The 17063-nt window shown below is 50.6% G+C and carries 30 protein-coding genes, 1 tRNA gene and 1 pseudogene; 3 read left to right on the plus strand and 29 right to left on the minus strand.

All coding sequences use genetic code 11. From position 1 onward, the window contains the following. Positions 1 to 64: 64 nt before the first annotated feature. The 29 genes and pseudogenes from EKM90_RS00910 to EKM90_RS01040 all read right to left on the minus strand — a co-directional run bounded on the left by EKM90_RS00910 (position 65) and on the right by EKM90_RS01040 (position 15869). Positions 65 to 1075 carry a minor capsid protein gene (locus tag EKM90_RS00910; protein ID WP_125579164.1) on the minus strand — a complete coding sequence of 337 codons (1011 nt, stop codon included), beginning with the start codon at positions 1073 to 1075 and terminating at the stop codon, positions 65 to 67. Beyond that, a complete protein-coding gene (locus EKM90_RS00915; protein ID WP_225422648.1) occupies positions 1072 to 2589 on the minus strand; it encodes a phage portal protein in 1518 nt (505 codons plus the stop codon). The genes EKM90_RS00910 and EKM90_RS00915 overlap by 4 nt, the downstream gene beginning before the upstream one ends. Positions 2590 to 2594: 5 nt before the next feature. Further along, on the minus strand, positions 2595 to 3887 hold the full coding sequence (locus tag EKM90_RS00920; protein ID WP_125579165.1) for a PBSX family phage terminase large subunit: 1293 nt from the start codon (positions 3885 to 3887) through the stop codon (positions 2595 to 2597). Next, positions 3823 to 4416, minus strand: a complete 594-nt coding sequence (locus EKM90_RS00925) for a terminase small subunit (protein WP_125579166.1) — start codon at positions 4414 to 4416, stop codon at positions 3823 to 3825. The genes EKM90_RS00920 and EKM90_RS00925 overlap by 65 nt, the downstream gene beginning before the upstream one ends. Before the next feature lie 38 nt (positions 4417 to 4454). After that, entirely contained in the window at positions 4455 to 4895 is a 441-nt protein-coding gene (locus tag EKM90_RS00930; RefSeq protein WP_125579167.1) for a restriction endonuclease subunit S domain-containing protein, read from the minus strand. Then, positions 4892 to 5632 carry an N-6 DNA methylase gene (locus EKM90_RS00935; protein WP_164507792.1) on the minus strand — a complete coding sequence of 247 codons (741 nt, stop codon included), beginning with the start codon at positions 5630 to 5632 and terminating at the stop codon, positions 4892 to 4894. The genes EKM90_RS00930 and EKM90_RS00935 overlap by 4 nt, the downstream gene beginning before the upstream one ends. Beyond that, complete coding sequence (locus tag EKM90_RS00940; protein WP_125579169.1) at positions 5622 to 6155, minus strand: DNA methyltransferase family protein; 534 nt, start codon at positions 6153 to 6155, stop codon at positions 5622 to 5624. Before EKM90_RS00940 ends, EKM90_RS00935 begins: the two co-directional genes overlap by 11 nt. Positions 6156 to 6264: 109 nt before the next feature. Continuing rightward, positions 6265 to 6337 (minus strand) — tRNA-Asp (locus EKM90_RS12690). Between the two features lie 544 nt (positions 6338 to 6881). Further along, complete coding sequence (locus tag EKM90_RS00945; RefSeq protein ID WP_125579170.1) at positions 6882 to 7118, minus strand: hypothetical protein; 237 nt, start codon at positions 7116 to 7118, stop codon at positions 6882 to 6884. Beyond that, on the minus strand, positions 7108 to 7563 hold the full coding sequence (locus EKM90_RS00950; protein ID WP_125579171.1) for an ArpU family phage packaging/lysis transcriptional regulator: 456 nt from the start codon (positions 7561 to 7563) through the stop codon (positions 7108 to 7110). The genes EKM90_RS00945 and EKM90_RS00950 overlap by 11 nt, the downstream gene beginning before the upstream one ends. 255 nt (positions 7564 to 7818) lie before the next feature. Further along, positions 7819 to 8076 carry a hypothetical protein gene (locus tag EKM90_RS00955; protein ID WP_225422650.1) on the minus strand — a complete coding sequence of 86 codons (258 nt, stop codon included), beginning with the start codon at positions 8074 to 8076 and terminating at the stop codon, positions 7819 to 7821. Continuing rightward, positions 8073 to 8318 (minus strand): hypothetical protein, encoded by a 246-nt coding sequence (locus EKM90_RS00960; RefSeq protein ID WP_125579172.1) that lies wholly within the window; start codon positions 8316 to 8318, stop codon positions 8073 to 8075. The genes EKM90_RS00955 and EKM90_RS00960 overlap by 4 nt, the downstream gene beginning before the upstream one ends. Beyond that, on the minus strand, positions 8315 to 8707 hold the full coding sequence (locus tag EKM90_RS00965) for a hypothetical protein (RefSeq protein ID WP_225422652.1): 393 nt from the start codon (positions 8705 to 8707) through the stop codon (positions 8315 to 8317). The genes EKM90_RS00960 and EKM90_RS00965 overlap by 4 nt, the downstream gene beginning before the upstream one ends. A gap of 161 nt (positions 8708 to 8868) precedes the next feature. Next, on the minus strand, positions 8869 to 9126 hold the full coding sequence (locus EKM90_RS00970; RefSeq protein ID WP_125579173.1) for a hypothetical protein: 258 nt from the start codon (positions 9124 to 9126) through the stop codon (positions 8869 to 8871). Then, positions 9116 to 9193 (minus strand): annotated as a pseudogene (locus EKM90_RS13285) (DUF1642 domain-containing protein); the annotation flags it as partial. The gene EKM90_RS00970 and the pseudogene EKM90_RS13285, both read right to left, overlap by 11 nt. A 135-nt stretch (positions 9194 to 9328) precedes the next feature. Then, a complete protein-coding gene (locus EKM90_RS13170) occupies positions 9329 to 9697 on the minus strand; it encodes a hypothetical protein (RefSeq protein WP_318530969.1) in 369 nt (122 codons plus the stop codon). Between the two features lie 16 nt (positions 9698 to 9713). After that, the gene (ssb, locus tag EKM90_RS00980; RefSeq protein WP_125579174.1) at positions 9714 to 10205 is read right to left on the minus strand and encodes a single-stranded DNA-binding protein; all 492 of its coding nucleotides are present in this window, start codon (positions 10203 to 10205) and stop codon (positions 9714 to 9716) included. Then, positions 10198 to 10500, minus strand: a complete 303-nt coding sequence (locus EKM90_RS00985) for a MazG-like family protein (protein ID WP_125579175.1) — start codon at positions 10498 to 10500, stop codon at positions 10198 to 10200. Before EKM90_RS00985 ends, ssb begins: the two co-directional genes overlap by 8 nt. Positions 10501 to 10508: 8 nt before the next feature. Further along, positions 10509 to 10889 (minus strand): DUF1064 domain-containing protein, encoded by a 381-nt coding sequence (locus EKM90_RS00990; protein WP_125579176.1) that lies wholly within the window; start codon positions 10887 to 10889, stop codon positions 10509 to 10511. A 162-nt stretch (positions 10890 to 11051) separates the two neighbouring features. After that, complete coding sequence (locus EKM90_RS13225; RefSeq protein WP_125579177.1) at positions 11052 to 11306, minus strand: LexA family protein; 255 nt, start codon at positions 11304 to 11306, stop codon at positions 11052 to 11054. Then, positions 11281 to 12171: a conserved phage C-terminal domain-containing protein gene (locus EKM90_RS01000; RefSeq protein WP_125579178.1), complete on the minus strand. Its 891-nt coding sequence runs from the start codon at positions 12169 to 12171 to the stop codon at positions 11281 to 11283. Before EKM90_RS01000 ends, EKM90_RS13225 begins: the two co-directional genes overlap by 26 nt. 46 nt (positions 12172 to 12217) lie before the next feature. Beyond that, positions 12218 to 12967, minus strand: a complete 750-nt coding sequence (locus EKM90_RS01005) for an ERF family protein (protein ID WP_125579179.1) — start codon at positions 12965 to 12967, stop codon at positions 12218 to 12220. A 2-nt stretch (positions 12968 to 12969) separates the two neighbouring features. Then, positions 12970 to 13923, minus strand: a complete 954-nt coding sequence (locus tag EKM90_RS01010) for a DUF1351 domain-containing protein (protein ID WP_125579180.1) — start codon at positions 13921 to 13923, stop codon at positions 12970 to 12972. A 96-nt stretch (positions 13924 to 14019) separates the two neighbouring features. After that, on the minus strand, positions 14020 to 14280 hold the full coding sequence (locus tag EKM90_RS01015; RefSeq protein WP_125579181.1) for a hypothetical protein: 261 nt from the start codon (positions 14278 to 14280) through the stop codon (positions 14020 to 14022). Beyond that, entirely contained in the window at positions 14277 to 14558 is a 282-nt protein-coding gene (locus EKM90_RS01020) for a hypothetical protein (protein ID WP_164507794.1), read from the minus strand. Before EKM90_RS01020 ends, EKM90_RS01015 begins: the two co-directional genes overlap by 4 nt. A gap of 1 nt (position 14559) precedes the next feature. After that, positions 14560 to 15117: a helix-turn-helix domain-containing protein gene (locus tag EKM90_RS01025; RefSeq protein WP_125579183.1), complete on the minus strand. Its 558-nt coding sequence runs from the start codon at positions 15115 to 15117 to the stop codon at positions 14560 to 14562. Positions 15118 to 15159: 42 nt separating this feature from the next. After that, complete coding sequence (locus tag EKM90_RS01030) at positions 15160 to 15351, minus strand: hypothetical protein (RefSeq protein ID WP_125579184.1); 192 nt, start codon at positions 15349 to 15351, stop codon at positions 15160 to 15162. Positions 15352 to 15387: 36 nt separating this feature from the next. Continuing rightward, positions 15388 to 15666 (minus strand): hypothetical protein, encoded by a 279-nt coding sequence (locus EKM90_RS01035; protein ID WP_125579185.1) that lies wholly within the window; start codon positions 15664 to 15666, stop codon positions 15388 to 15390. Further along, on the minus strand, positions 15666 to 15869 hold the full coding sequence (locus EKM90_RS01040; protein ID WP_125579186.1) for a helix-turn-helix domain-containing protein: 204 nt from the start codon (positions 15867 to 15869) through the stop codon (positions 15666 to 15668). Before EKM90_RS01040 ends, EKM90_RS01035 begins: the two co-directional genes overlap by 1 nt. Before the next feature lie 157 nt (positions 15870 to 16026). Between EKM90_RS01040 and EKM90_RS01045 the strand changes: the two genes are divergently transcribed. The 3 genes from EKM90_RS01045 (at position 16027) to EKM90_RS12695 (ending at position 17061) form a co-directional block, all read left to right on the plus strand. Then, positions 16027 to 16263, plus strand: coding sequence for a helix-turn-helix domain-containing protein (locus tag EKM90_RS01045; protein ID WP_125579187.1), 237 nt, complete (start codon positions 16027 to 16029; stop codon positions 16261 to 16263). Beyond that, positions 16260 to 16733: a hypothetical protein gene (locus EKM90_RS01050; protein ID WP_125579188.1), complete on the plus strand. Its 474-nt coding sequence runs from the start codon at positions 16260 to 16262 to the stop codon at positions 16731 to 16733. The genes EKM90_RS01045 and EKM90_RS01050 overlap by 4 nt, the downstream gene beginning before the upstream one ends. Before the next feature lie 160 nt (positions 16734 to 16893). Next, complete coding sequence (locus tag EKM90_RS12695) at positions 16894 to 17061, plus strand: hypothetical protein (protein WP_164507796.1); 168 nt, start codon at positions 16894 to 16896, stop codon at positions 17059 to 17061. The last annotated feature ends 2 nt before the right edge of the window (positions 17062 to 17063 follow it).

Genomic DNA, 17063 nt, shown 5'->3' on the forward strand with positions numbered 1-17063 from the left:
CCAGTATATTTGATTTTGTCGGCCGAGTTTAGCGCCACCCCTGCGCTTACTTCAATCATTTGCTTCAGTTATGGCTTAATTTCATTACCTGATATTCCGCAATATGTTTGATGAAAGCGGCCTCATCGCTCTTCGAGTCCTCTAGCGATTTAATGCCGCGCCTATCGAGTGAGTTATCCCAGTCCTTGTCTTCAAATGCTGGCACTATGCTACAGCGGCAGTTCGGATGAATAGGCGGTGCAGATACACCTGGCTCCATATCCTTAAGTTCGACTAGTTTGCCGTTGAGCGGCAGGCAGATGCTACATGCTGACGCCTCGGCAATCAGTCTGCCCTGCGTGAAACCGGACCGTTCGAATGACCGCTTTTGAACGCTGGTCTGAACGTTGGCTGTCTCGGTTATGAGCAACCTACGCGCTTCCCAAGTTGCCGTATCAAATTTGCTGGCAACTTGAGGGGCAAACTGTGCCGGATGTCGTCCGGAGATGATAGCTGCCCGAATGACACGGTCGAGCTCTCCCTGCAAATCAGCGCTAGAGTTGTACCAGCGATCCATGAACGTAGCATTCTGATGATTAGCAGTGATGAGTGCATCAACTTCAGCCTGAGCCCAGACCACTGATGGGCCAAGAATACCCGCTTGCCTTGTGAACTCATCGATTGCCACCTTTGAGAGCATGTTTTTGCTGACTTTGATGTTCTTATCTCCGAGTTTGGAGAGTTCTAAGTCAATTTCCCGCAAGAGCAACTCATATCGGTTGACTCGCATCTTCAAGTTGTATGTCTTGAGTTCACTATTTGCCTGATCGCTAAAGTCGCGATTTTTGACGTATTCAGCAGCTTTGTCGGCAAAATCCTGCACGTCCATCTTTGACGCGAGCTTATAGGCATCGGTAATCGACAAACCCATAGCTCCGGCGTAGTTACCCCAAAACGCAGAAATTAGCTTCTGTATTTCACGGCGTGCGACATTAAGTTGGCCTTTGATTGTATCTAGGGCTTTATCTTGCTGTTTGGCTAGGTCAGCTTGACGTGCTCGTTCACGGCGGGTCCAATAATCAAGCTGTCTGCTCATTGTTGTTCACCTTGTGTCTGCTGGCCTGATTGCTTGAATGCCCGGGCTTTCTCTTCGTCAGACATGAAGCCCTGCTGACGCTTGCCGCCTGCAGCCTTGTCCAGTGCTTTAATCTCGGCATCGGGATTAGGAATAATCGATGGGAATAAGCCCATCAGTGTTTTCTCAGAGATTTCGCCTTGTGCAGCTGTATATGCTTGCAAGTCAGACGTAATGGCTTTCGGCAAATTGTAGCTGAAATTAATGCTGATGCCGGTTGTATCGACTTTTGAAAGTTCTTTAATGCCAGCGCGCAAGCTCATGATGAGTTTATAGCGCCGAAGTAACCCGTGCTTGAACATCTTGGCTTTAACACCACATACCTGGTCCAAACCTAGCAGCTTGTACTTCATTGACTCGCCAGACTGGGTGCCGCTGAAATTTGTGTCGTTAAGATCAGGCACGTTGGACATGGTGTGGATATCGTCAACTAGCCGCTTGAGGTGTGCCTCTGTGCCAGTAACGTCATACTGCTTGTAAATGTACTGGGCTGTTGTTGGATACCTGCTGCCATCTGGCCCAACTGCATCTGTAGTAGCCAGAATGTTAGCCTTTTTTAAAGCGACCAAGTCCTCCGCAGTCCAGCCGGCCTTGGTCCAGTCACCGTTGAGCCATAGCATTGCGTCGTTCAAATCAGTCATATAGTTGGCTAGGTCTGACTGGGCAGCATCGTAAGCATCAATAAGTGGAATAACATCCTCATAATCACCTGAACGGAACCTGTTATTGCTAAACTCTACAATCGGCACGCCACCAAACCTGTGAGGTTCCGTGACTGCCTGCTCTGCTTTGAGTGTGATAGAACCAAGTGGGGTCACTGGGAAGGTGTAAACTGCATCGGCCGTATACACAATTGGCTGCACTGTTTCCTGCCCGTCTGTCGCAAAGCCAAGTCGTGGATACCGTACCGCCATGATTGGCTTTCGTTCAATGGTTGTGTCGTAGATTACAAAGGTCTCAAAGACGTTAGACAATGCAAAACGGTCCTGGTCTTCCTCATCGCGCCATAAAAGCTCATATGCCCGTCCATATTTGGACAGGTCCAAAGCCAAGTCACTATTCTCGGAGTCGGCGTCGTTGACGTCGTTCACATCAGCAATCATCTTGTCAATGTTCTGGTCGTCTTTATCGGCCACTTGAATAGAGTTACCGGTCATATAGCCAACCATGAATTGGCTGATTACTTTCCCGAAGTTGTTAGCAATGCGATAGTCGGCTCGCTCATCATCTTTACGGTTCGGACGTTTCATAATCGTCGTGTTTTTGGCCTTGTAATACTGATCGAGAATTTGCAGACGCGGCACTTGATTTTGGAAGTGGTGCCGAATCATGATCGATAAGACCTCCGGGTGAGCCAACAAGGCGTCCGCACTTTCATAGCGATAATTGATATTTGAGTCCACTGAAAACCAACTCATATAACTTGTATTGGTTGGGGTATCAAGCCCCTTCTCAAAGTTGTTTATTGATGCCAATTAATTCATCTCCTAAGGCCTAGCTGTTGTAATGCAGCCAGACGAGCACTGGGACTAGGGTTCTGTTTCTTTTGCCTTTGCATCTGAGTGTCAGAGTAGATGGCGTAGCGAATAGCGTCTTGATCATCGTCCATCTCTTTATTTGGCACACCCGACTTCTCGTTCCAAACGTATGAGTATACCTCCTGACGAAAACGGGGCGCTTCATCGTAAACAATGAAGAAGCGTCCCTGTTTCATCGCCTTAGCCACTGCTTCAATGCCGGGCATGACCGACTTATTCGCATTCATCGCATTGAAGCCTTCCTGCTGAAATCTAGCCACATGCTCGGGCCGTGCCGAGTCACAGTAGAAAGGTATCTGTCCAAACTCACCGGTTATCCGATGCGCGATGGCTACCCAGTCGTTAATATCGTAGTGCTGATGCGCATATTCACGAATGACATAGTAAGTATCTCGGCCAGTATGAAGGCTTTCCTTGACGCCAACAACGACAATTGAGCCCCAGTGTTCCCAGCCCCAGTCAACACCGGCAACAACCCGGTCGAAGTGGAGTCTATCCGCGTCTTTCAGGCTGATGCTCATCAGTGTACGGTCAAAGTCTGGATAGACCATGCCCTCTCCGGCGACCCATAATCCCCTAATAGCGCGGTCATATAGCATACCGGAGGGCGTGTCGTGCTTGAGGTTTTCCTTGTACTCTGGATCTAAAAAGGTGTTGTCATCAAGTTCAAAGTGAAACTGAAGGATATTAGGACCATCGACTGTACCCGCCTTTTTGATGTAGTCACGGTTGAGCCAGTGCTCAGGGTTATCTGGGTTAGTGTCACAAATGATGTGGGCACCTCTCTCTGAACAACGCTGTACAATTTCAGCGAACACCTGACGCACACCAAGTGAGGCCTCATTGATATAAGCACCGTAGGATGTAATCCCACGAATAGCCCCAAGCCCAGCAATCGAGCCAGTGTAAGCCATGACAACCTTCACTCCGAACAGCTTAAAGTTACCCCAGCGGTCGAATTTGAAGTTGATAGAATAACGGTTGCGCAGCTCTGATAGTACGTTAGCCTCGATGGTCTTACTACTAACACCAGCGAGAATGTACTTGGGCTCAACGATGTGGTCTTCATCAGCTATCTTCCGCACGCGTTTTAATGCCATCAGGAATAGGTCATTGTCCAGCACCGTTTTCCCGGTCCGAACTGCCCCGTGGTTGATCAGGATATGCCAATCACGACTTGTCACTGTCCGCAGCACCTGAATCTGTTTCGGGGTGTACAGCTGGTTTAGTCCCATCAATCGCACCTCCTAACAGATCAAGGTAACGTGAAATTGCATCCTCTACGGTGTCTCCGTTTTCTAGCCACTGCTTTGCCTTGGCCTCCGAAATGTCGGCCTCCGCCTTCGACTTTCTTGCATCGGCTTTCAGCTTGGCAATTTGTGCCTTGAGCAGTTGGTCGTTTTCTGGGTAGCGCTTGAGTAACTCTTTGCCTGCTGCCAGCCTGTCCTTAATTGTTGGCGGGTTATCCACCTGCTTTGGGCCATTGATGCCGTCAACAACAACGGTTTCGCGTGCAGTGCCCCGAATGACCTTCGTGTAGTATTCGAGCACCTCTTTGGCGCTGGCAATGGTGTTGCTTGCCATTTCTGCCATGCGGTCCTCGATGGCCTCTTTCAGGACAGGTTTAGACAGGTTTTCGGTTCCCATCTGTTTGGCGGTGTTGATGCTGTAACCGGCCTCGATGGCGGCCTCTTTGGCGTTGCCTGTCTCAACATACTTGTCGACAAACTTGCGCTGTTTGGCCGTTAGTTTTCGTTTTGCCATTACATATCACCACACCTCCGGGGTTTAGTTTGCTTTTGTTACACCATCATCGAGTTCAGCATTTTCTTCTTGAGCTCCTGCATGGCCCGAAGTTCCGCTTCTGCTTCATCAGCCTTGTCGTCAACGGCCAGCACCATCTCCACGATGGCGTCCTGCGTGTCATAGTTGTGCAGGTCAATGGGGAAGCTGGCCAGCTCATGCTCCTGAACGTTGAGGCCCGTCGCATATATCCGCATAAACTCTGCGGCGTTCATCTGCATCACGATGTTGAAGTAACGCGGGTTGATGCCTGCCTGCGGGATAATCACTGCGTCTTTAGCTGGCACGGTTCCGGGCTTTTCGAGATACCCGACTTGCCCTCTGGTCGCGGAGATTTGGAATGTGCTGGCGCCGTGCGGATAGATGTGTCCCGCCTTGGCACGCCCAAACTCAGCTACATCGCCAAGTCTGACGCGTTCGTGTGAATTGAAGTCAATCATAGTAGCGTCAGTTGCTCCTCTCTGTGTTGCTTAGCACGCTTGCCAAAGAACTTCACAAACCTGTCTAGCTCGGCTTGTGCCTCTGGCGTGCGTGCCTTGAGCTGGCTAAACTGGGTCGCGAGCTCCTGCTCGTTGTGTGCAACCTGCGCATCTATATCGCTCATGTCATTCATGATCTCGGTTAGCGTCGGCACCGGTTCAGGCACGAAGGTATCGACATACCGTGGGATATTGAGGTTGAACTCGTTCTCACGCATCTCCTCAAACGTGGCCACGTGGGCGTACCTGTCTACGTCTTCGCGTGCTTGATAGGTTTCGACAACTCTCTTGACGTGCTCAGGCTTTAGAATATTCTTGTTTTTGGCCTTCTCGAAGTCTTGGCTGGCATCAATGAATAGCGTGTCGGTGGCCGCTCGGTGCTTCTTGAGCACAAGCAGACAGACCGGAATGCCGGTCACATCGAACAGCTTGTCGGGCAGGCCAATCACCGCATCGAGGTGACCTTCTTCAATCACCCGCTGCCGAATTTTGGCCTCAGCCGAACCGCGGAACAGAACGCCATGAGGCAGCACGTAGACTGCGGCGCCGTTGTCGTCTAGTTGGTCTATGCCTTCAAGTACAAATTGCCAGTCAGCTTTTGATTTCGGAGCGAGCGGGTAGCCATCAATGGCCAAAGACTTGTTCATGCTCCAATCGAGTGAGTAAGGTGGATTTGAGATCACAGCATCATAGCTCATTAACCCACCCCCGCAATGCAAACTTTTCCAGCGTTTCTGGCGTCTTAGGCAACTCTGCGAGTGACTCACCATCCACTTGATAAATCGACTTGGCAACGCGTTCTAAGCTATCACCGTGAACGACAATTGCATCAATGTGACGCACTAACAAGTTGAACAGTAAAAACGGCAACGAGGCACTGCTGATTTCTTCCACCACAAACGACCCGGATTGGCTACCCGCCCACTGATGGATAGTTAACCCGCCAATGCCGCCGGCTATATCGAGCACACGCATACGCGGACCAACAATGCCATAAATAATGTCACCAATCGAATCAGGTGTGTAGTCTTGCTTATCACCCTTACGATCAGACTGTGACCCCATAAAATATTCACGAAAATGGTCACGGGTCAGGTCAGGATACTCGGCACGATATTGTGCAATCAATTCTGAGCGCCGTTTATCGTCGTGAAGGATTGTCATTAGTTTGCTTGGTGCCTGGAATGACTCGCGTACCCCGAGCATCTTGTTGACGTCCATGCTGTTGCTTCCTCTCTTCTTGTTTGCTAACACGACAGCGCCAGGCTATTTGTTTGCACAAAAATAGCACCTCACCTTAATGAAGTGCCATATTCCGGTGCCTACTCCACGTGAGAGGTGGGGATCGAACCCACATATTTCCCGCCTGATGACGGGGTGCCGTACCAATTGGCTACTCTCACTCCATGCTATCCGAGGCGATGGTTTCTGAGCCCTCGGTTTCGGTGGTCCCCACATTGCCTTGAAGTGCAAGCATGTGACCACGCTTTATATTCGCTCATCATCCGTGCTAGCAAACACGCTGAGCTTTACCGGTTCTGCAACCGCCGGGAATCGAACCCGGCACACCCGGGGGTGGTCCATTTCGGTTGCACTGACACACTCCCGGATACCGCGCCGGGCCGCTAACGGTGGCGCCACCATCCGATGTAAGCGTATCTTCCTACACTGGCCATTTTGTGTTGCTCGCTCCCCCGTCAGCAGGGATCGTCGCAAGCTGTGTCCGGTCGCTAAACCGGACAAAGAACTGTGCCACGACCTGCCGTGGCTGGTCCCGCTCAACCGGGCAGCTCAGCCTCTAAGGAGGCATATAAGTTCGCCATGCTACTAATCGTCAAGGTAGCCAGGCGATGTCTTAGGTTCTCACCTTTGGCACAATACCATAATACTGCACTAGGTATCGTTGTTGTGTCGCTTCTTCATAGCTCTTGTGTCGCTCTTGTGTCGTTATTTACACTCCGAAGCGCTCATATCGACAATATTATCTAACTTAACTGCTTGCCACTGACCGTCATCAATCGTGAGCACCACACCGCCTTTGTCGCCAGCAAGCCATCTCTGGAAGTCTGCCCGCTTCATGACTACATTTGAGACCGAGTAGTCATCAACCCAATCGCCATCGTCATTCTCCTTAGGTTGCCATAATCTGGCGCACACTGTAATATACTCGCCTTCACCCATCATCACGCACCGTCCTGTACACCAGAAGCTCGCTTGGCACCGGTGGCCACACTTCCGCGAACGCCACCAGTGCTTCTTCTTTGGCGTGGTAGTACGCTGTGTTGCTCATCGTCAGCCGTTCCATCAGTGCCTCGGCTTTGATTGGGCGGCCTATGTACAGGCCCTGCAAAATCAGGCGTGATGTGTCGTCCTCGATGCACTCCAGCGCCCGCCTGACCCGCTCCACAAACTCTTGGTCGCTGAGGTGGTCAGTGATACGCCGCTCCACTGAATTTTCGACCGTGTCATTGCGAGGCATGCCATCCATAGCAGGTGACTTGAGCCCCAGCACGTCCGCCCGTTTTGCTTTCTGTTCGCGGTGCCGAAAGTCACTCAGCAACCCTTCTGCATTTTCGGCGGTCGCCTCACGGTCAAGCCGCCTGAAATATGATTGGACCAAACGCCCCATGCCCTGCACTCCCTTTGTGGTAGAATTGAATTGTCGAGATCCAATCAGCGTGCCGGTGGTGCGCTATTTTTTTGCACTATTTTTGTGGCTGCATAGCGTGCTTGAGCTCATCGGCAAATCGTGTGAATGCGACCGTTGCGCCTCTGCACACCTTCTCGAACGCCGTCAGATATGCCCGGAGCTCACGGTTCAAGCGTCTGCGCTCGGCTGCCGCCTGCTGTTTCCTCAGCTTCTGCACACGGCGATGTCGGTCATTCATTGGCGTTCCTCCAGCTTGTCCAGAACTTCATAGAGCAAGAAGATGATTGTGTAGCAGAGAAACGTCAGGTCGATGACTGCTTGCCTAGCCTTTGGTTTCCAAGTACTTAGATTCGGGCAAGGATAGAGGTTAGCATCATACATCAGGAACTGAAGCACATGTTCGTTTGTAACACGATCATCGTGTAGGATTTCCTCAGTGCGAATCCCTGATCCACGTGTGAAGCCACCTTTGAATTGCTCATGTAAGTTCATTTCTCCTCCTCCCATTTCCAACCGTTGCCCCGTATAACGGGACCGGCTTTCTTAATTTCCTTAACCAGTCGCACCGTGAAAAGCTCCTCATCACCATCGGCTATTCCGTCTCCATCTTCTGCATCGAACTCATTTGCGTCTGATAGCGTCTTGAAACGTGAAACAGCTTCGTCATACGTCAGTCCGCATGAATCAATGCCACCCCCATCAATGATGGTGTATGTTGGTTCTGATTTTTTCATAGTTTGACTACATCCCCTTTTTCTTCAACACGCCAGACACCTAGCAACCATGCACGGGCGAAGGTGTCAGTGTTGTGAGCTACCCATACCAAAACCCCAGTAGGTTCTGTGCGGGTAATGCCTAGGTCACGTACCATTCCGAATACATCAACAAGATCACGATGAAATTTATGCAAGTTTTTGATGTATTCACTAATTGATTTAGGAATCATCGGCAGATCATCTGGCAAGGCGGCATCATAACGATATCGAGTTGATGCAATAATATTTCCAAGGTTTAATCTATCAGCCACACCATCGGTCGATATCTCATCAATGACTATATCTTCAGAATACATGTAGCTATCCAACAGTTCTTCGAACACGTCCCGCTTTGTCTCATTGCTCATCGTCAGTCACCTCCACAATAGTCATTACAGGGACAGTCCACCAATCTGGATAGTCCGCTTCTGCGTCGATAAACTCCTCTGCTTTTTCGTATGTCCTAAATGTGGCAATTACTTCGCCACCAAACATATTTCGACATTCATACCTCATCGTCGGTTACCTCTTACGTCAAAGACATATAGCAGTCATTGGGAATGTCATCATTAATTGACTGCATTTTTCGTTGCTTATAAGGATGCGTAGCCATTACTTCATCATCACTTAATGCTGTACCACGTCTCCATAGTGGTCGTTCATCACCTGAATACCAAAACAAGTTATTAATCAGCTCTCTATCAACAAGTGGCTTCAAGAGTACAATTTCTACGTCTCCAGAATCGTTAAACCAGTGGTTAGCTACTTGAATAGTTTTATTCGTCATCGTCAGTCACCTCTTCTTTTTCGCAGTCTTGCAAGCCGTAATGCTCAATCTCTGATTCAGTGAACTGAGCCCATGACCCACTTTTGACTTCATTAGTAAGAATCCATGAGATGGTCCCGGGATAAATTGAAGATCGGTATGCTTGAGCAAATAGTTTGTTTTTCTGCTTGCCGCCTAGTTCTTTGAATACCAGATATTTCTTCTATTTTGCCACGGTGTAGCCGTTGACGTAGGCGCGCATGAGGCGGTCTTCCGCTTTGCAGTCATCGTCATAATTGTCATGAGAGTTGACGAACCCGACAATTAACTCGGCGGGGTCATCATCACACTTCGCCTGCTCCAGCATCTCCGCTTCCTCTTCGCTCACCACGACCTTCGCCGGCTTCTCGACTAGCTCGACCACGTGGCCATCGCATTCATTGGCTGTTTCCTCCGCCGCTTCTTTGTGTTCATACAGGTCAGCCGTAATAATGTCATCTGTCCAGTCAGGAAACCATGCTGCAAAAGCTGGGTCCATCAAATATTCACCATCGTCGTTCCGCACGACGTAAAGCTTTACTTTATCTGTCATACTTGCTTCCTCCCGACTAGAACGGCAGATCATCATCGCTGATGTCTAGCTGCTTGCCATTGCTTGCGAACGGGTCATTTGACGTCTGTGGTGCCGTCTGCGCTGGTTGGGCCTGAGCTTGGTAAGTTGTTCCACCCGCCTGCTGAGGCGCCGCCTGTGGAGGCTGTGGGGCCGGTGCGACCTGCTGCGAGCTCTTTGGCTCCAGCAGGGCGAAGTTCTCAACCACCACTTCGGTCACGAATACGCGCTGGCCTTGGTTGTTGTCGTAGGTTCGTGTCTGGATATGACCTTCGACACCGACCAGTGAGCCTTTGTGGGTGAAGTTGGCGAGGTTCTCCGCGCTCTTGCGCCAGATCACACAGTTGATGAAGTCCGCTGTTGGTTCGCCGTCCCGCTTGTACTGCCGGTCAACTGCCAGCGTGAACGTGCCGACTGCGGTGCCGCTTTGCGTGTAGCGCAAGTCCACGTCACGGGTCAGGCGGCCTGTTAGTGCGATGCTATTAATCATGGAGATCAGCCTCCTTCACGAACACACCATTCACCATCTTGCCTTGGCGGTCTTTGATAACGTTGTAGGCGAGATGGAAACACGTGTCTTGATGCAAACCCACTTGTAGGGCCAATACGGTCAACACAACTTGAATATCGCCCAAGCTGTCGCTTGTCTGGTCACGATTGCCTTTGTTGATGCCCCTTGCCAACTCTCCGACCTCTTCCATTAGCTTGCTCATCTGGGCCTTTGGGTCGCATACGTCAAGGCCACGGGCTTCTGCCCAGGCCTCAACTGATTTTGTATAGTCCATTTGTCCTCCTACGCCTGTTCTTCACTGAACAGGCCTGTCTTGTAGTCATATCTGGCCACCGTCACCGGCAGACCGTAGCGCCGCATGAATATTGCGATGCGGAGCTTGGCATCTGTCGTCATCGTGGCGTTTCCGCCCTTCACGTCCACTACCTTGACCAGCTTCTCGCCTTCGTAGATGCAGAAGTCCGGGGTATACACCCGCTTCGAGTATTGCTTCCGGTTGAGCGTGAAGCTCTGCAGAATCTCAAAGCTCTGGTGGTAGGTAAATCGCACGTCCTGCCGAAGAAGTTGGTTGTAGTACGCCGCCTCGGCCATGCTGTCAGCAATCTTGCCGTCTGCGGTCTCCGTCTTATTCGCGTGGTACTTGTTATGGCCCCGCCAAGTCATACTTCACGACCCACCAGTACAAGCAGGGTCAACATCAGGTTCGCGCACAGCATCAGGAAGTATGCCTTGAACGGGCTCCCATACCAGAAAAACCAACTACCCGCTATGACAAAGACTAATGCTGCCCCTAGGCACAGCCATGTAATTATTTTGTGTCCCCCGTCAGTCATGTAGTGCCTCCTCGTAGAGGGATACGCCCTTCTCGGTGACCCATAAGGAACGTGGCGCATTCCGATCCCAATTAACCAGTCCGTTTCGTCGCATATGCACGAGCGCCACCTGCACAGATGATTTGCTCAAGTGGAGCTTGTCACCCATGCTATCAAGTGTTGGCGGGCACCCCTGGTAGTCTAGGGACTGGTCAATCAACGTCAGAATCTTGATGTACCTGTCACGCCATTGTTTTGGTGTCAACATCTTTATTCCCCTTCCTGAGCTGCTCTAATTCCTTGAGTTGCTCCGCCAGCTCCGCTTTAGCGTCTGCGCTGACCTCTTGCTTTGGCGTCTGGTAGCCTGCTTGCATCCATTCCGGCGTTGCCTCCTGCCGCTGGGGCTTGCCGCCGCTTTGCTGTGGTTTAGCCACACGCGGCACGCTGTTCACGTAGCCCTCAAACTTCGATGCGCGGAAAATGGTGCTCGGCCTGATGTACTGCTCCATGTCAGTGCCAAGCCACCCCGCAGTCACGTTGTCGATGGCAGTTTGAAGATCCTTTGGCGTGAAGCCTTCCCGTAGCCGCTCATGAACTAGCTTCCGGTTGGTAGCCGTATTCTTGAAGTGTTTGCCGCTCTTTTCGTTGAGATATTCAAATAGCTTGTCGAAGTCGACATGCGGTTCGGCGCTAGCCGGACTATGGTTTTTATCTTTTGTCTTGTCTTTGTCAGGTAATAGTAAAGTACTATGTTCAACGACCTGACCAACAGATGACCCAACAACCTGGTCAACAGGTTTGTAACTAGCTGGTAAGCTGTTGCCCAACGGCTTGGTAAACTCTTTGTAGAGTTTTACTAGTTTGTAAGCTGGGGCTGTTTTATCTTTTTTGCCTGGGGTGTATTCAATCAAGTGTTCCTGCACTAGGCGGTTACGTGCTTGGCTCAAGCCTTGTTCCGTTAGTGACGTGCGACTTGCCAATACCGAATTGCGCAACTTGAATTGTTCGTCTATCTTGCCTTCGTCATTCGCGTAGTCCAATAGTTCGCGATACAAAACGTTCTGGCCTAATGAGAGGCTCAATTCTTCTGTGAGCAATTTGCGGTAAGCTCGTCTTTGCTTGAAGTAGTCCAACAGATCACCCCCTACCCTGTTTTATCGTTTGTCATTGCTGTGCCTCCTAGAATGGAAGCTCTGGTTCGGCTACTGGTTCGTCAGCAACTGGCTCCGGTTGTGGATCCGGGGCAACTGCTGACATACGGTGGAAGGCGTCAGATACGGCTTGATATTGTGCCTCTGTCATCTGTCCCCACTTGACCGGTCCAAGCTTCGATTCGCCCACTACGGTGGTGAATACATCATTGCCATCAAGGCCGCGCACCTTGGCAAACTCCTTGAGCGACTCGAGCAAACGTTGCTTTTGCTCGGCAGTAGCAACAGGTTCGGCAGGCTGTGTAGGCTTTGCCGGGACGATCTGCTGTTCATAACGCCGTGCTGGTGCGCGCCGTGGCTGTTCTTGCTTAGGCTGGGCTTGGCGATTTGATGCGGCATTTCCATCATCGTCAGCATCACCGACAAGCCCGAAGGCTGTCTGGAGGGTGTAGCGCCGTGCGTAGGTTTCAGCGCTCCCAAGCTCCTGCGCGGTGCCCTTTCCTGCTGGCATAGTCAGTGGTGAGAACTCGATGTATTCGCCACTGTCATGAAAGATGATGGTCTGCACTGTGACGCCGCCCTGATCGTTTGAAACGTCCTGCGTCCATGAGAGGCCGGTGTTTTGAATGCCAGCGTCAACGGACTTGATGACGGCTGAAAGGTCAGAATACTTCGACTTGGTAAATGGGTTCGTGGCGTTCTTGTCTGGTTGCTTAACTTGAGTACGAAACTTGCGCATGTCTTTGATGAGTTCAATAGTCTTTTCAGAGCGTTTCATGGTTATGCCTCCTTGATTGATTCGTAGCTGATTTTGTTGGCCTTCATGAAGTCGGCCAGTGCCCACATCTTTTCCTCGGTTGTGGTGACGCGGAATGCACGGGTGTAGACCGGCGCTTGTTGCTGTGGTTCTTCATCAATCAGGCTTGTTTGCTCCGGCTGTGGCACAATTTCGCCCGTCTCACGGTCAATCGTGGTATTGCCTACCTGTTCCTGCTTAGCCTTGGCAATCGCGTCTGCGGCCTCTTTGGCGCGCTGTGCGCGTTCTTCATCCTTCTTACGCTGCATCAGCGCCGCGTCCATACGAACTCGGAGTTCAGCAAAGGTGGCACCGGCTTCGATTTCTTGAAGCCAAGAATAGGCATCTAGGTTGTTGGCATCTGCGTATGCCTTAGTGGCCGCCTTATCCGATGCAATTCGTTCGCGTTGGTCGACCATGCTTTTCAGCTTGGCCCCGATCGCACGGGTGAGACCAATCGTTGGCTTGCCTGTTGGCGTCCACATATTGACTTTGTCCCATCCGTCCTCTAACTCAACGTCCGTGACATCAATCTTGTAAGACGGTGCAAGTTCCGCAATGTAAGCTAGTAGCTTATCGTGCCGTTCGTCTTCGGCCGCTTGTTGAAGCGTCTTGACTGCGTCAGCGATTGGAACGATGGTGGCGTCAATTTCTCCAGTCAGGACTTTGACTTGATTTTCAAATTCATGGAGCGGTTGGTTATATTGTTTTTTAACTTCCTTGCGCTGGGTGTCGATGGCAGTCTTGAACTTGCGTAGCTTTGCCAGTGAGTCTTGCGCGTCTTTGAGCGTGCCGTCAGTCACAACCAAGTTGCTGTACTTAGACGCATACGCCGCAACCTGTGCTTTTAGGTCGTCATAGTTATTGATTGTGATGGTGCTTGGCTTGTAATCGACTTGATACTTTAGGTCTTGTGGTGCGGTTAATTCATTTGTCATGCCTTTTCCTCCGTTGCTTCTAGCAGTGCTGTGAGTTTGTCCTGCATCTCGTCCTCGTAATAGTCTTCGAGGTCTGCGTTCAGTTCATCGTCCATATCAGCGCACCACCTTTCGCTTTGGTTGCTGGCGTGATAAACTGAGGTAAATAATGTTTTTCTTTGTTTCTTTCGCCTCTGCGGTTGCCTCCGCTGGGGCTTTTTTTGCGCTTTGCCAGAACTCGGCGTGTTCTTCCGGGTAGCTGGCCGGGTCGCTTGGATCAATGTCCGGCTCATACCAGTTGACGAATTGCGCGGCCTTCGGGTGCTTGGCCATGAAGTCTTCAAACCAGTTTGTAATGCTTATCCATGGGTGTCTCATGCTTCCTGCTCCTTTCGTTCGTGTTCCTTTCTATATTTGGTGATGATGGCGTTGTAGTCGATGCCTTCCTCTGTGGCCTCGCGCATGAAGCGTTCAAGCTCAAAATTCGGTACCTTTACCGCACCAATCTTCAAAGTCTTGATGTATCCGAGATCAATCAAAATTCTGACCGCGTTCACATCACAGCCGATGTACTTTGCTGCCATCTGAATGCTCATCGTTGCACGCTGGGCCTTGCGTTTGATGACCAGCCTCCTTGTATTGCTTAGCTCTTGCATATCATTCACCTACAATTCCTTGACGTCTCCAATCTTTGACCCGTTCGGTCATCATGGACTGCATCGACCAGCCGAATTCCTCGCAGATGAACGCCGCAGCGTTGCTCCCGTATAGCAGAGCATCGAGTAACTGGTTGACTGCGTTAAGCGGGTCGCTGGTGTCCTTCACCTTCTCTGCTGGCGTAGTCAGTTCATCGAATGAGTTCTGTACTGCCTCGATGGCCTGCTGCATTTCGGGCACCAGCCTGATTGCCATGGCCAATGGCTCTTTGACAATTCCATCGCCATTGATAACAGGTGCTGTGACGTGGACGAATTGGTGCGCCATATCCAATGCGAGGAACGCGTCCTGCGCCTGCTCAACAATCTTGGCAGCGTCCTCAAGCTGAATGTCTTGCTTGCCATTCATCATGCGTGACATTGACGGTTGAGAAACTCCAATCATCCTTGCCGTGTTGACTCCGGTCATGCCTACCCGCTGCATCTCGTGGCGCAAGGTGCGCGGGCTCCTTATTGACCGCCGTATTGTGTAGCGGCCTTGCAGTGGCATTGTCTTCATGAATAACACCCCTCTCATAAATACGTTCATACGTCTGTATACTTAGGCCATAGCGATTTGCTCTTTGAGTTCAATCGCCACGTCCTTGCACCAACTTGCGATTTCCATATCGGTCATCGCTAAGCACTCCATGTTGATGGCTTGTGCGCTCCCCTGATGTGTCTCAATGAGGTAGTCCATGCACTTGCGCCGGCCTTGCTCCAAAAAGCTGGCCACGATTCGTTCCTCTTCCATGCCGTCACCCCCTCTCGTTCTTTGACATGTGGATAGCTACCCCAGCAACTTTTTGTAGCCATTAAGAAGGCTCTCTGCGTCTGCGACCTGATCGTCGCTGAGTGCCTGGATACTTCTTAGACCAAGGCGAGTTTTAATCAAGGCATACACGGCCGATCGGTTCGCATTACGTTCCTTGTTTGGCATCTCGCCAAGCCACTGTTCAAGATCGCGCTTGAACTCACGGACTGCAGCCGATGAACGCTCTGCCTTGTGGTTGTCGATTCGCTCGTCGATGAAGCTTTGTAGCTCCTCGACTGTTGTTGGCATCTCCATTAGTTCTTCACCTCTGTTCCCATCAAATCATCAACTGTAATGTTCAGCGCCAGCGCCAGCTTCTTCATGTTTTCCCAAGTTGGGTCAGTGCCATGTTCAATTGCGCTGATGGTGGTCTGGGATACGCCGCTTTTAATGGCCAATGACGTCTGCGACATTGCCGTCTTATCGCGGTAATACTTGATTAACTCTCCTGCTTTCACGTTCTCATCTCCCATCTAGTTAGCAATACTTTGCTAACTCCTATAAATATATAGTAGCAACCTTTTGCTAAATGTCAACAAAGTTTTGCTACTTTCGCAGATTTTGTTTTCCGGCTGATACACTTGGCTTAACAATACATTGCTAGGAGCTGACCTTATGAAAACAGACTCTGAATTGATTGCCGAACGATTACTTGGAATACTGGATGAGCGAAACCTCACAATCAATCGACTAGCGACTCTTTCTGGCATGGGGCAATCCTCTGTGAATGCTATGTTCCGAGGAGCCAGTGCAAGTCCAAAGATTGGGACTCTTCGTAAGATTGCAAGTGGTTTAGAAATGCCACTTACTGAGCTACTGGACTTCCCGCCCTACAACGAGGTGGAGAAATGAATGCTGGGTGGGTTGCCCTAGCAACACCGCTGCTGGTAGTCTTAGCCACGTACTTTTTCGGCCTAGCGACGAAGCGTGTAGAGCTTAGGAATGCTGCCGCCCGTGAAAGATATGATCACTTGTATATTCCCTTCATGGATTGGCTTGTCCACGTGCCTCTTTCATGGGCCGACCCTGGCCACTACTCCTCGGATGTACGCTGGGCCTTGATGAAGCTGCTACTAGAGAACGCCCAATACATGGGACCCGACAGTGCTGAGTTGCTTATGTCTCTATATGACGCCAACAGCAATCTAGACGCTCTAGATGTGGACCACAATCAGCGCTATCTTCTGACTGCCCCCAAGGAGTACAGGCAGCTTTTCGCAGCAATGTCTAGAGCACTTTTGTCAGAAGCATCGCAATTAGCACGAGTGCTGCAATTACCAGACCTGCCCAAAGCCATCGAAGCCGGCTTCCACCATCAATGATGAAAACAACCACTACGCCGCCGACCATACCCAACAGATAGAGCGCCGGAATAAGAAAGCTCATGTTTCCTGATCTCCCATCATCAAACCGTTCACCGTGCTACCTCCTGTCCTTTGACATTTGATTGTGTGAGATAATCGCCTCTGAAAGGAGGTGATTATGATGAATCTAGAAGAAATCGCTAAGCGAAAAGCTCAAGAAATACTGACGAGTAAGGGGATCAATGTAACGTGCCCCTTTTGCAAAAAAGATTTCTTAGCCCGCTCTATGAATGTTGAGTGCCCTCATTGTCATAAGACGCTCGATGTGGAATTTAACTTAAAGTAGTT

Origin of the sequence: Lacticaseibacillus suibinensis (assembly GCF_003946175.1) — a bacterium.
GTDB lineage: Bacteria > Bacillota > Bacilli > Lactobacillales > Lactobacillaceae > Lacticaseibacillus > Lacticaseibacillus suibinensis.